Source organism: Frankia sp. AgB1.9, assembly GCF_016786355.1.
Lineage (GTDB): Bacteria > Actinomycetota > Actinomycetes > Frankiales > Frankiaceae > Pseudofrankia.
The window spans coordinates 1-13021 of record NZ_JADWYX010000103.1; the positions used below are offsets into that span (position 1 = coordinate 1).

Below are 13021 nucleotides of genomic sequence, written 5' to 3' on the forward strand. Positions count from 1 at the left end.
GTCCGCTACGCGGCAACGGTCACCATCGCCGCGATCAACCAATGGCTACGCTGACTGACTTTCGAAACAGGCCCTAGTCCGAAGACACCCGAACCGAGCTCACGGCCGAACTCCACACCGGGCAGCGCCTCCGCGATCCGGGCGCGGTCGACGACCGGCATAGCGCGCACCCCCCAGGGATCTCCCACCAGCGCTGCAGCCCAACGTGGTCAGCCTACGGCAGGACGTGACTATATGGTGGCAAGTCGTCACAGAACGGGCGCTGCCAGTCGGCTGACCTCCGCGTCGGGTCGGCCGGCCCGCGGGCCGCCACAGTGTCGGTGGCTCTTCGGAGAGTGGACGAGACGAGCCCGACCATGCGACGAGGCCATCGGTGAGCGGACGGAACACGTCCGCTCGACAGCCATGACCAGCGTCATTGGCTGCAAAGGGTCAGCGCGCCAAAGGCGTTCAGAGTTGTTGACCGACGACGGGAGGCCGCGATGGGTCTCCATGATCTCGCCCCGTTCTTGGTCCCATCGGAACGGCACGGGATTCCTGTTCGAGGCGTTGATCTTTAGCGGACGTCGGGCCCGAGAGCAAGCACGGACCGGCGTGTCAAGCGTCGCAGCATGCGCTTGCGCAGTGCGCTGGGCCAGTGCTCGTCCAGGTTCATCCCCGGCGCTGACGTGGGGGTGAATCGCAGCGGAACTGCGGATGGCCCAACAGCCAGTTCTTCGCGGGCGGGTCCCGAGCGCGTCGTCGTTGTGGCGGTAGTCGCCGTAGCGCGTTGGACGCGGTGGTGGAAGACAGCGGTCCGAGTTGTCGGAAGATTTGCCGGGCTGGTGGGGCGGTCGCGGTGCGCATGAGATCCGTCGAGGCCGATGGTCGACGTCCGATGGCCCGGGATGTGAGGTCGTTCTCGTGTGGTTCGGCCAGGGATGCCGCGCCGGTGAGGCGGACGAGGTCAGGGGTGCCCCGGGAGCTGCGCCGGGGCAGGCAGCGGCGCCGAGGATTGGTGTCAACGCCGGGGGAAAGCCGAGGATTGGTGTCAACGCCGGGGGAAAACTGAACGGTTCTTGCCGAGGCACATCTGCGCACGCGGTGGTCAGATTGGTCGCGGTTCGGGCGGTCTTTGGCAAGGAGGTCGCGGCGACCCCGGGTGCGGTACGAGTCGCCGGTCTGGGTGAGGACCTCGGCGCGGTGGACGAGCCGGTCGATCATGGCTGCGGCGACGACATCGTCGGAGAAGGTCTCGCCCCAGCGGCCGAACGGAAGGTTCGAGGTGACCAGGATCGAGCCTGGCTCGTAGCGGGTGGCGACGACTGGACGGACAGGTGGGCGGCATCCTGGTCGAACGGGATGTAGCCGACCTCGTCGATGATGATCAGTTTGTAGCGCCGGATCTTCTTAAGCGCAACCCTCGTCGATCTTCCAATCGGTGGCGACCACCTACGGTTGCCCGGGACCGGCGGCGCAGTGCTGACGGTCCTTCGGGCGTGGTTGCCGGCGAGTGCGCGCGGTCCTCACGGCGGGCCCGGTGGCGGTGACGTAGCTCTACATGTTGGGACTCAGGGCGGCTCCCCTGTCAGGATGAAAACGTGGCCGACGCTGTGATCATTGATGCTGTTCGTACTCCGATCGGGAAGCGCAACGGCTCGCTGGCTGACGTCCATGCCGCCGACCTGGGCGCGGTCGTGCTGCGGGCGCTGGTCGAGCGGACCGGGATTGATCCCGCGGTAATCGATGACGTGGTGTGGGGGTGCGTGAACCAGGTCGGTGATCAGTCGTCGAACGTGGGCCGATACGCGGCGCTGGCAGCGGGATACCCGGAAAGCGTGCCGGGCGTCACGATCAACCGGGCCTGCGGGTCCAGTCAGGCCGCGTTCGACTTCGCGTCTGGCATGGTCATGTCCGGTCAGTACGACCTGGTCGTCGCGGGCGGTGTGGAGACCATGACGCGGGTTCCGATCAGTGCCTCCCAGTCGGGCGGGCGGCCGTATGGACCGCTCGTCCGGCGGCGGTACGCGGGCGATCTGACCAGCGGAGAGTTCCCCAACGAGGACTTCAACCAGGGCGTCGGCGCCGAGCGCATCGCGCAGGCGTGGGGCCTGTCTCGGCGGCGGCTGGACGAGTTCGCCTCACGCTCGCATGAGCTGGCCGCGGCCGCGGTCGACGGCGGGGCCTTCGACGGTCAGCTCGTTCCCGTGCCCGAGCTACCGGACTTCCGGGCGGACGAGGGTATCCGTCGGGGCACAACCCCGGACGTCCTAGCCAAGCTGAAGCCGTCCTATCAGGAAGACGGCGCGATCCATGCCGGCAACGCTTCGCAGATCTCCGATGGTGCCTCGGCGGTGCTGGTCGCTTCGTCGACGAGGGCGAAGGAGCTGGGGTTGACCCCGTTCGCGCGCTACCACTCGGGCGCGGTGGCGGCCTCGGACCCGCTGATGATGCTGACCGGTCCGATCCCGGCTACCCAGAAGGTACTGAAACGGTCCGGGCTGTCGATCACAGAGATCGGGACGTTCGAGGTTAACGAGGCGTTCGCGCCCATCCCGTTGGCCTGGCAGGCCGAGTTCGGTGTCGGGGACGCGGCTATCAATCCGCTCGGTGGCGCGATTGCCGTCGGTCACCCGCTGGGCGCGTCCGGCACGATCCTCCTGACTCGCATGCTTCACCACATGCGCGGCGAGGGAATCCGGTACGGCCTGCAGACGATGTGCGAGGGCGGCGGAACCGCCAACGCGACCATCGTCGAGCTCCTCTGAACGGAGCCGTTGGCGAACGCAGCTGGCGAGCCAGGAATGACCTGTTCGACCTGGAGCTCCCGGGCTGGCGTATTCGCCATACCGGCGGCCAAGATCATTCCAGCGTCCCGCGCGGGCAAACCGTCGTGGATCTCCCCGACGTACGGCTCCTCCGCACTGGCCTGCCTGGGTCCCGGACGAGCTGCTACCAGCTCACGCGGCGTCCCACTTTCCCGGCGCCCGCCGGGGAGACGGGACTTGGGCGTGTCTGGCGTAGGGCCGACGTGGAGCAGTGGATCACGGTCTACCGCCCGGACGAGGCGAACAAGCCGAACGGCAGCTAGCCCAGCCAAGGCCTGGACGAGCGCGGCATCGGCGCACCCGGGCTGCATGCGGAAACGTGCCGAGTGAACAACCGGGCCCACGACACAGTGACGTCATGAGCCGCACGGCGTGCACGGCGGCGCACCATGCCGGCGGCGTCCCAGCCGTCGACCCCGGCTGCCACGGACGCGCGCGACGCGCCGTCGTGCGCGCCCCCGAAGATGCCGAGCCGAACCGCGCAGGCACTATTGTTCAGGTGGCGGGGATGCCGGTGACGCCGAGTTCGTGGCCGAGGGCGACCCAGTTGGTGGCGATCTGCTGCTGGACGTCGATGAGGGTCATCTTCCCGGAGCAGACGGCGACCTTGGCGGCGTTCTCGACGGGGTCTTTGTCGTTGTGTTCGCCTTTTTCGGGCCAGAGGTTCGCGACCGCGGTCGGGGAGCCGCCGATCTCCAGGGAGATGAGGTGGTCGAGTTCGTAGCTGCCCATGGCGGTGCCGGCGTAGTTGCCGTAGGCGGCGATCGCCTCACGTTTGATCTTGTTGGTGTAGGACGTCGGCGGGCGGATCGTCGCGGTCCAGCCGGACGTGCAGATCGTCGAGCCGATCGTGGCCTGGGTGACCGCGGGGTTCAGCGCGCCGGGTGTGCAGGTCGGGTCGGGCTCCTCATTGTTGTCCCTCGCCTGGCAGTGCGCCGGATAGACCGTCGAGGTCGACGTCGAGACGGCCAGCGGTCCGGGCTGGGCCGTACCGGCGCTGGCCGGTCCGGCGGGGGTCGGGGTGGCGTCTGTCCCGGCGGCGCTCGATCCCGGCAGGGTGCAGCCCGCGACGGTGAGCGTGAGCAGGACGGCGAGGCCGAACCGTCGCGGACGAATCATGGCGCCGATTATGGCGCCCACCAGCACACGGCGGATCTATTCCGGCAGGTCACCCGACTCGCGGGGCAACGTGAGCGAGGCCCGCCACCGTGACGGCCGTGGACGATTACTGCCGGTTCGCCTGGGCTGGGCCGGCAGCGTGGGCTGCCCCGCAAGCGGATGGCAGCCGCGCAGAACTGGCCGCGTAGACAAGCGCGGCGGTCGACCAACTACCCGAGCTGATAGTTCCGCTGGCACCCGGCGGGTGGACGCTTGCCTGGCGGCTCGCGCGACCGGCAAGACCATCTACCTCAAAACGGCACACCACTGCACTGACCACCAGCACCCGGCGAGGTGTCACTCCCACCGGGCGTCACTCCCCGAGGATTCGCGCACGCGTTAGGGAGTGAGGCGCTGGCGCGCGAGGATGCCGAGATTCTCGGGCGTCAGCCGACTGGGAGCGCAGCGTTCCATGTCGATCAGCCGTGCCTGAAGTGGTACTCGGTCGCCACCGTGGCGGGCGGCGGATAATTGCTGCGCCGGGCCGGATTCTGGGCTACCACGTGTTCAGAGGTTCTCACGGTTCTTCGTCGTAGCCTGGCAGCTGCCTGGCGCCGCCCGGTCGGGACCTGCGCAGACTGATTGCCTCGCGTGCGGAGAGAGCGACGAGTGAGAGCGGTATGACGATCCAGAGCTGGCGTGTCGAGTAACGGCGCAGCTCGCGGGTGGTGTCGACGTTAGCGAGTTCGGCCTCGAGGGCGCCGGGTCGGCTTAGCGTGATCGCGTGAACGGCGAGCGGCGCGTAGTTGAGTCCTGCCCCGGTCAGCCATAGGCCGAGCGTGAGGTCGCCGATGCCGGGGGAGTGGCCCAGAATCCAGCCACCGATCGCGACCATGACAACGGCGCCGAGGATGAATTCGGTCAGGATGATTCGCCGGCGACGGGTGGTGCCTCGCGTGCCGTACATGTCGATCGCCGCGAGTCGCCGCACGTTCACGCGGGCCATGGTGTCACAGGCAGGAGATGGCGACGGCGTTGCTCTCCTCTCGCTCGTTGAGGCCGTGCCGTCGATCTGGTTGCATCATTTTCGATCTTGTTGGTCGCGTGCTGGGCGGCGACGGGGTGGCCCGCGAGGAGCTGTTTGTCGGTGACCCGGTTCAGGCAGCGGCCCGGTCAGCCGAGCGGTGTGCCGTCGTCGAGGTGCACGGTCTCGCCGGTTGCCCGGGCCGCCAGACACGCGACCACTCCCGCGGGCGGTGAACGGCACCATCAACCGGCCAGGTGGTTGACCACGGCGACCTTCTACCCGGCTAGCTCTTGGGCAGGCGGTCGGATCGCAACAGTGTCGATGGGGGTGAGCCGCCCGCCGTCGAACCGATCGGGCCTCTTTTTCGGGTGGTTGGCACCCAGTCGAGTCGAGAACGCCACCGAGTGGCCGGCCGAGGCTCGCGCGGGGGTCCATCCTGTTCGACGGCGCTGTCGCGGAGATCCCGGGCGGCCGGTACGTGGGCCGCACAGCTTGGGCCCAGTCTTCGTCCACGAGCATCGTCGCAGTCGCCATCCGGTTACCCGAAAGCCCACTGCCAGTCCAGCCCAGGCGAACCGGCCGTAATTGTCCACGGGCGTGACGGTGGCGGGACTCGCTCACTTCGCCCCGCGAGTCGGTTGACCTGCCGGAATAGATCCGCACTGTCCTGATCGGCGCCATGATTCGTCCGCGACGGTTCGCCCTCGCCGTCCTTTTCACGCTAGCGGTGGCGGGTTGCACCCTGCCGGGATCGAGCGCGGACTACCGTAAAGGGGCCGGCAGCCTCCATCCCCCCGTAGGAGGCTGCCGGTCCTCGCGTTTCCGGGGGCCATGGTGCGGACCCGCCATGGCCACCGCAGGCGAACTGCTATGCGGAGCGGTTCGTCCGCTCGTCCGCCGGCGCGCGGTTCTTCTCCTGGCCGAGGTGCTCGGTCATCTCCTCGGCCAAAGCCGCCCCAAGCACGTTCCTCGTGAACAGCTTCAACAGGCCGTCCGGCCCCGTCAGCGCCAACCCACGTGCCTTCGCGTCCGCGACCATCGCGGGACTGACACGAAAATAAGGTGACCGGCAGGCCTCAGGCGACCCCGATCGGTTCAAAGCGGACGGTCAGGCCGAGGCTGTTGGCCTGCTTGATCATGCGGCGCAGGACACTGTCTCTGGAGTACCAGTTCTTGCACTGGACCGACACCGCTCGCCGCCGGGTCGCGGCAGCGTCCACCGACTCCGCGCGGGGCATCTGAGCAGCCCACCAATCCGCCCCAGCCATACCTCGGGCCAACGCCGAGCGACAGCGCCTGGCTGCCCGACCCGTTGGGTGCGAGGCGCTGCGCCCCCGATGCGCGACGCCCCGCGCGTGCTCAGGACGCAACTGGGACGCCGCACAGGTGTCCGTTCACGACTTCGAACGCCGTTCCGGTGGGGTTCACTCTGACCAAGGCGAGACAGAACTGGGGCTTGCCCACGGTGCGCAGATCGATGGGAAGGACGAGCCCGTTCGCATCGTAGGACGACGTGGACCGCAGCGCGTGGATGAATCCGTCGCGGGTCGGGCACGAGCCGGCCTTCTCGAGGCCGGTCAGCATGAGGTCTGTGTCGACGTAGCCTTGGAGCGCCGATGCCTGGCCGGACTCGGCCAGTTCGGGGGCGAACTGCGCCATGTCCTGCTTGAAGCGTGTCATCGCCGGGATGTTCGACTCCAGAGGTGTCGTGAACGACGGCAGATATACGCCTATCAGTCCGCTACCAGCGCTGGCGAGCGAGGCGCGGTCATAGCCGGTGAGTGAAAGTTTGACCTTGATGTGGACATTCGCCTCCACGGTCGCCTGGGCGATCTTGCCGAACGAGGCAATGTCCACGGCTCCGACGATCGCGTCGGCGTGCATGGAACCGATACGTCGGGCCGCCGCGGCCGGGTCGCTGACGGTGTCCAGGGCGAGTGGCTCGCTGTCGACGCCGACCGCGGCCAGCGACGTGGAGATCTGTTTCACGACCTTCGTCAGGATCGGAGCGTCGCTGGGGACGAGGATGACCGCCTTTGTGCCGCCGGCCTGCTTGACAATGCGTCCGTAAACGTCATCGACCTGGGAGGTCGCATACTGCCAGGCGAACATGTTGGTGCTGGCCGGCTTCGACCACACGTCCTCGCTGGACAGGCCGACGACGGGAATATGTTTCTGCGTAAGGTAGTCTGAGGCGCCCGAGGCGGCGGCCGACTCCTCGAGAAGGCCGAAGACCTGTCCTGAGTCGACGAGTATCCGGGCCGCATGGCTGTTGGTGCTGGGCAGGTCCTGGTCGTCCTCCCAGTCGTACACGACATGGCGGCCGTCGATGCCGCCGTGTGCGTTGGCGTCGCCCAATCGGGCGTCGACGCCTGCGCGTGCGGAGGAGAAACTTGCCGACGTGCCGCTGTCGGGGTACAGCAGCCCGAGTTTGATCTGCGTTGGCGTCACTCCTGGGGTGTCGCAGGCCTGCGCCCTATTCGAAATCGAACCGGACGCACAACCGACCAGCGCCAGTGGAATGATAAGTGCGCCCCCGAAGGCGCATGCCCTGGCACGGGACATGGTGGGCCTACTCGAGTTCACGAAGTACTCCTCGTCGACTTGGGAAATTTCTCGCCGTCTCTCTCCTACGGATTTCGCGCTCCCCGCAAGTTACGACGATCACCTTCGATGCCAACACGCCGACATTCCGACGGGATAACGCGGTCCAGCCGGCATATGCAGAGCGCCGTGACGTCGAAACACCAGCTGGCCACCAGTTCACCACCTGCGACGCTGTCGAGTTCGGATGCGCCGAGGCCCCTGCGTCGTTCCATTTCTTGTCCTTTTTCACTGACAAGGTGGCTGGGGAGATCGAGCGCCCGCAGCTGTGTGATATCTAAACGTCCGGGCGCGGAAACTGGCGTCGGCGCGAGGACACTCTCGCGGTATGCCGGATCGCGACGTCGCCTTCGTGGCCGGACATGATCCGGCGCGAAGGCCATGCGGCCCGGCTGGACAGCCGGAGATCGTCGTCCGGGTGGACGACCCGGACGACGATCGCAACTCTCTATCTCACATAGTGGTCGATCGGCCTCTCCAGCTCAGTTGTTAGGACGACCGGTCGTTTTGGGTGAGACCGACGGCGGTCAGCGGATGTATGGCGTCGAGGGTGCCCCAGATCGACAGGGCACGGGCATACGCCGGGTAGCGGTAGAGCTCGGTTGTCTTCTGGTTCCATGCCTCTGGTGAGTTGAAGGCGAACCCGTTCTCCGGCACCTGCCATATCTGCGTGGAGACCGCCGAGGCGAGCGCCACACCGTCGCGAGTCAGGGTGTTGTCCTTGAATCGTGCACCGGCTGTCAGGTAGGTCGCTGCGACCTCGAAGTTGGTTCCGGACCAGACCTCGGTCTCCTCACGAAGCCCGTACGGGCCCACGAAAGGCCAGTTGCCGTCGGCACCAGCGCCACCCGGGAGGATCATGTTGGGCGCTCCGAGCAGACGGCCCTTCCCGTCGCGCAGTTTCACGAAGGCTGGGTACTGCGTGCGAAGCTGCTGGCGGTAGTGGGTGAGGTCCACCAGGTCTGGCAGGCCTAGGCGCTCGGCGACTCCCTGCGCGAAGAAGGTGTCGAAGAGCGTGGCATCTTCGGTGCCCGTCGGGCCGGGCGTGTACCGGTAGTACTGGTGGACCGGGTCCCAGAACGTCGTCTCAAACTCAGCCTTGGCGTTGTTTAGATCGCCTTGCAGCGGAGCCAGTTCGCTGGCGGGTCGGCTGAGCTGCTGGCCGCTCTTGATGACGATCTCGAGGGACAGCAGGTACAGCTCGCTGTCATAGACGTCGACACCGTTGGTCGGGATAACGTCATAGGTGTTGGCGAAATCGCGGGACGGCAGCGGAAGGAAGCTGTCAGCGGGCACGAGGCCCTGCAGTTTCTTCAAATTCTTCACCATGGCTGGATAGGCCTCCCGCAGGAAACCGTCGCCATGGTTGATCAACGCGTAGGCGTAGTCTCGGTAGACGAGCTTGCTCGGTATATCGGCGAACTGGGTCTTACCTGGAGTCGGCGGATCCGTGGTTGTCCAGCTGACGAAGGGGTCAGACGTCGCCGTCACGGTATAGATCCGCGGATCGGAGTAGGGGTCCAGCATCGTGGCTTCGTTCTCGGCGCGTAGTCGGTCGCGTTCGAGGTTGGGAAAGAGCAGGTCGTACGCCAGGTATCCGTAGGAGTCGACATCCATCTCGTTCGAGTTGTTGACCAGCGCGAACGAACTATCCGCCGTCAGCGGCGCCGTGCTGTCGACGGTGTCGAAGAGGTGCGTACCGGGTTTCGCCGCCCCTATTCGTCGACCGCCTGTGGGAGGCACCTTGTTGCTGACGAGTCCTCCCTCCCAGAACGAGCTGTTGAACACCAGCTGGTAGAGCTGGTTGAGGGACGCCGTACGTAGCGCGGTCGGATAGGCCGCATTGTTTGCGATCGGGCTCCACCAGGACTCGACTGCCTTCAACGCCGACTGCTGGCCGGTGAGCGCGTCATCCGCGATCCTGAAGCTCTGACGGCCGGAGTAGCTACCGCGGACGTAGTCGTTGGTCGCGGTCTCCCTGGCGCCGTAGAAGTCCGTGTAGCGGCGCATCCACACCGTCTGATCCTTGTCGAAGGAAATTTGCGGAAAATCCCACGACAGCGCGAACGGAATCGTCGTCGTCTCGCCGGGCGCGAGCTTCGCGGATACCGCGACGGCTCCGGCCGACGAGGACTTGTCGAGCGGAGCATCGCCTAGCTGGCCGTCCCTGCCGAATGCCTTGTAGATGTCCGAGCCGTCGCCGTTCCCGTTCCACGAGGTGGTGTAGGTGACCTTCTGCCCGCCGGTGGGCTTCGCCGCGATAGTCCATTCGGAGTTGGCGGCATCCGGGGTGTTGGAGGGGCTATCCGCGCGCAGCGTCACCGCCTGGACTCCGGTCCTCGCGTCCGACTGGAAGGCGCTGGAGAAACCCGACCGCACGCTTGTCGGGCTGCCCGTGGCATGGGCAGGAGCATTCGGCATGGTGAACATCACCGACACCGAGTCCTCTTTCCCGGTATGGTTGGCGAGCTGCACGTCGAAGTACACCAACGGCAGCGAGGTGCGCTCGTCCTCGCCAGCGACGATCGGCGAGTAGAATTGCATGGAGACGTCGGTCGCAAGTGGCTTGTAGTTCACCCAGCCGAATGGGTACAGGCTCGAGTAGGTGCCATCACCGGGCTTCAGCGTGTTCCACGCCGGCAGCGGCGAGCCCCATGAACGCTGCGAGACCAGGCCGTTCGGGCCCGTGGTGCGCGGACCGTCGGTGGCGAGAGTGCGCACGGATGCCGCAGCCGAGCCGACCTGCTCACGGACATGGAATGCTGCCTGAGGAAGGGCGCGCATCTCCCAGGTCGCGTTCTGCGAGCCGCCGAAGTCCCATGGCCCGAACGTCCCCGACTGGTTGATCATGAATGAGCCGGCTCCGACACCGCCTACCGGCAGTCCCAGCCCGGCCACGGTCAACGGATAGTTCCCTTTGAGGATGTCGAGCGCGTCGACCTGCGTCCCGCTGCACGCCTGCGAGGCCTCGGCTGAACACGTCAAGGCCGGGATCGCCCCCAGCGGCCGGCTCAGCGCCGCCGTGGGCACTGGAAGGACGAAGCCGTCCATGCCGCCAGGCCCAGAGTCCGCGGACAGGCGTATGCCGAGTACGGTGCCGCCGGCCGCAAGAACAAGCACCAACACAATGATGAGATACCGCGCCCGGTGTTTGCGCACCACATTCCTTCATTCGAGTGTCAAGACGTCAGATTCGTTGCCCGCAGTCCTGTGCGGCGTGCCACAGGTTTCCCAAGCCGCCATGACTCGTCGAATACGCCTGATCGACGTCGGACTCGACTGCCGCCGACGGAGCTGGAATCCAAGCCGCCGTCCAGAGGCGGCAGGCAGCGCGCTCTCGCCCCCTCTCCCGCCGGCTGTCGAGCCGAGACCTCCACCTCTGCCTCGACCACCGAGGCCACGAGCCAGGCGCCGGGACACTGGGGCACGCCGCAGGCCCGGCCAGGCGGACCCGCAGCGGGTTGTTGGCCCCGTGCGCCGGCCGGACGGCGCTCAGTGCGCCTCCGACCGACCTCGGTGCCATGCCCGCGATCCTGGCCCGAACCAGAATCTGAGTCAACTAGCAAATGAGAGCTCCGGACGTGCAACGGGCACCGAAAGGTCGACCTCGTGGCGGACGTGCGCCAAAGCAGGGGCAGAGCTGACTCAAGTTTGGGAGTCGGTAGGGTCAGTCACATGGCTTCCACGGCCCGCCACCCGCGCGGTCAGTACTCCCGGACGCCCGTCCGCAGGCGGGAGATCGCTCAAGCCGTGCTCGACATGGTCGTCGAGAAGGGTCATGCGAAAGTGACCACGGCCGAGGTCGCGGCGCGGGCTGGCACTAGCGAGGCGACCGTCCTCTACCACTACCCGAGCAAGGACCACCTGCTCGTTGCCGCCCTGGAACTAGATCGGGACTTGGCTGTGGAGCGGGCCGAGCGCGTCGGCGTACGTCCGGAGGACGGACTGGCGGGCCTCGACCTCAACACCCTCGCCGAGGCTGGACGCTCCGTCGTCGGCCGAGAACCACTGGTCCGTCTTCAAGTCGCACTGACAGGTCTTGCCGCCATTCCCGGGCACCCAGCCGAGGACTATTTCGCCCAGCACTACCAGACGGCCGTCGAGGGATACGGCCGTTTCATCGCCGAACGACAGAAGACCGGTGACGCCCATCCGAGCCTGGATCCAGTAGAGGTGGCACGCCAGTTCGTGGCCATCTGGGACGGCCTCACCGCCCAATGGCTCAACTCCCGCGACTTCGACCTGGGCATAACGCTCGCCCGTGCGTTCCGCCGGCTCTCAGGGCAGAACTGGATGGAGGCCACACGCGCCGTGATCGACCCCCCCAACGGGATCTGAGGAAGCACCGCGCAGAGCTCGACGAGAACCAGTTTCTCAGTCGCCGAGGCGGATGGGTTGGAACAACTCCCAGACGTCTCGGTTCTACTCGGCCGCCGTCGTCCACCTTGCGGGTGCAACTGGACGACTAGGGCGCTGAGCTGGGCGAACAGCCCGCACGACTGACGCGGCCCACCGCCCGGCTGCTACGCAGGCACGCGGCGAGCTCCAGGTCGAACAGGTCGGTCCTGGCTCGCCAGAGAGTGTTCGCCGACGACTCCGTTCAGAGGAGCTCGAGGATGGTCGCGTTGGCGGTTCCGCCGCCCTCGCACATTGTCTGCAGGCCGTACCGGATTCCCTGGCCGCGCATGTGGCGAGTCGGGACAGGTAAGCGAGGCCCCTGTAGGCCGGTGGCCTGGGGATTCAGGTGGCGAGATGGGCTCGCTTCAAGGCGAGGTCTCAGTGAGACCTCGCTCTGGGCCTGCTGAGGGGCCATTTCCTGGGTCGGTGTGTTCAGTACCAGGACGGGTTTTCCGACTCGGCCGGACGGGCGGTGTCGGGGTGATCGCCCGGGCGGCGGCGGTTTCCGGCCTTCGGTTGCCCGTGGGCGGACATGCGGCGTGGCCCTTGCGTGTGGGCATTCGTCGTTTTCGGGCCGGCCGCGGCAGTCGGGCTGAAGGGCCGGCGCCGGCGTCGGCGCCAAGGTAGCGACGAAGTACTCCGGTTCGGTCGCGAACGGATACGGGTCGACGTGCGAGCGCGCCGAGCAGGTCGCGCTGGAGCCGGTCCATCTCGGCGAGGAACTCGGTCACCAGGGCCTGCTCGTGGGCGGTCAGGCTCTGGTCGGCCAGCTCGGGGAGCCGGAACGTGCCGTAACGGCCGTTGTAGAGGCCGGCCGCGTGCAGGCTGACCAGCAGGCCGGCCCACGGGTCGCCGTGCGCGGCCCGGTCGACGCCGGCCCGGTAGGCCGGGATGTGCTCGACCGGGCCGACCTTGTGGAACTGGGTCGGCTGGCGCGTCGCCGGGTCGAGGCTCGGTCGCCGCTCCCAGACCGCCCAGCCATTGTCATGATGGCGCGCGGCCAGCGTGGCGGCCCGCGCGTGCTCCGCCAGAGCCGGGGCGTCCTCGTTCCCCCAGGCGGGCCGCTCCAAGCGTGGGTGTGGCCTCT

General features: G+C 67.1%; 10 protein-coding genes and 1 pseudogene. 2 read left to right on the top strand and 9 right to left on the bottom strand.

Annotated elements, in window-relative coordinates:
- Nucleotides 1–5: 5 nt before the first annotated feature.
- Nucleotides 6–161 carry a hypothetical protein gene (locus I6A60_RS30835; protein ID WP_203042486.1) on the bottom strand — a complete coding sequence of 52 codons (156 nt, stop codon included), beginning with the start codon at nucleotides 159–161 and terminating at the stop codon, nucleotides 6–8.
- A gap of 946 nt (nucleotides 162–1107) precedes the next feature.
- Nucleotides 1108–1394, bottom strand: a pseudogene (locus I6A60_RS44235) (ATP-binding protein); the annotation flags it as partial.
- 186 nt (nucleotides 1395–1580) lie between these two features.
- Between I6A60_RS44235 and I6A60_RS30845 the strand changes: the two are divergent.
- On the top strand, nucleotides 1581–2747 hold the full coding sequence (locus tag I6A60_RS30845; RefSeq protein ID WP_203021389.1) for a thiolase family protein: 1167 nt from the start codon (nucleotides 1581–1583) through the stop codon (nucleotides 2745–2747).
- A 555-nt stretch (nucleotides 2748–3302) separates the two neighbouring features.
- On the opposite strand, the gene I6A60_RS30850 is transcribed toward I6A60_RS30845, so the two are convergent.
- The 6 genes from I6A60_RS30850 to I6A60_RS30875 form a co-directional block, all read right to left on the bottom strand.
- Complete coding sequence (locus I6A60_RS30850; protein WP_203021388.1) at nucleotides 3303–3926, bottom strand: hypothetical protein; 624 nt, start codon at nucleotides 3924–3926, stop codon at nucleotides 3303–3305.
- Between the two features lie 556 nt (nucleotides 3927–4482).
- Entirely contained in the window at nucleotides 4483–4902 is a 420-nt protein-coding gene (locus I6A60_RS30855) for a hypothetical protein (protein ID WP_203055768.1), read from the bottom strand.
- Between the two features lie 898 nt (nucleotides 4903–5800).
- Nucleotides 5801–5971, bottom strand: coding sequence for a hypothetical protein (locus tag I6A60_RS30860; RefSeq protein ID WP_203021386.1), 171 nt, complete (start codon nucleotides 5969–5971; stop codon nucleotides 5801–5803).
- Between the two features lie 37 nt (nucleotides 5972–6008).
- Nucleotides 6009–6170: a hypothetical protein gene (locus I6A60_RS30865; RefSeq protein WP_203021385.1), complete on the bottom strand. Its 162-nt coding sequence runs from the start codon at nucleotides 6168–6170 to the stop codon at nucleotides 6009–6011.
- 121 nt (nucleotides 6171–6291) lie between these two features.
- Nucleotides 6292–7383, bottom strand: a complete 1092-nt coding sequence (locus tag I6A60_RS30870; RefSeq protein WP_203021384.1) for an ABC transporter substrate-binding protein — start codon at nucleotides 7381–7383, stop codon at nucleotides 6292–6294.
- A 642-nt stretch (nucleotides 7384–8025) separates the two neighbouring features.
- Complete coding sequence (locus tag I6A60_RS30875) at nucleotides 8026–10656, bottom strand: GH116 family glycosyl-hydrolase (protein WP_203021383.1); 2631 nt, start codon at nucleotides 10654–10656, stop codon at nucleotides 8026–8028.
- A 555-nt stretch (nucleotides 10657–11211) separates the two neighbouring features.
- Here I6A60_RS30875 and I6A60_RS30880 point away from each other — a divergent pair.
- Nucleotides 11212–11874 carry a TetR/AcrR family transcriptional regulator gene (locus tag I6A60_RS30880; protein WP_203021382.1) on the top strand — a complete coding sequence of 221 codons (663 nt, stop codon included), beginning with the start codon at nucleotides 11212–11214 and terminating at the stop codon, nucleotides 11872–11874.
- A gap of 425 nt (nucleotides 11875–12299) precedes the next feature.
- Here the strand turns inward: I6A60_RS30880 and I6A60_RS30885 are convergent, their stop codons facing one another.
- Nucleotides 12300–13004: a DUF3891 family protein gene (locus tag I6A60_RS30885; protein ID WP_203021381.1), complete on the bottom strand. Its 705-nt coding sequence runs from the start codon at nucleotides 13002–13004 to the stop codon at nucleotides 12300–12302.
- Nucleotides 13005–13021 lie beyond the last annotated feature (17 nt).

Excerpts from the sequence above, each read along its gene's own strand:
- I6A60_RS30835 (WP_203042486.1), bottom strand. The coding sequence starts at position 161 with ATGCCGGTCGTCGACCGCGCCCGGATCGCGGAGGCGCTGCCCGGTGTG.
- I6A60_RS30850 (WP_203021388.1), bottom strand. The coding sequence starts at position 3,926 with ATGATTCGTCCGCGACGGTTCGGCCTCGCCGTCCTGCTCACGCTCACC.
- I6A60_RS30860 (WP_203021386.1), bottom strand. The coding sequence starts at position 5,971 with ATGGTCGCGGACGCGAAGGCACGTGGGTTGGCGCTGACGGGGCCGGAC.
- I6A60_RS30865 (WP_203021385.1), bottom strand. The coding sequence starts at position 6,170 with ATGCCCCGCGCGGAGTCGGTGGACGCTGCCGCGACCCGGCGGCGAGCG.
- I6A60_RS30880 (WP_203021382.1), top strand. The coding sequence starts at position 11,212 with ATGGCTTCCACGGCCCGCCACCCGCGCGGTCAGTACTCCCGGACGCCC.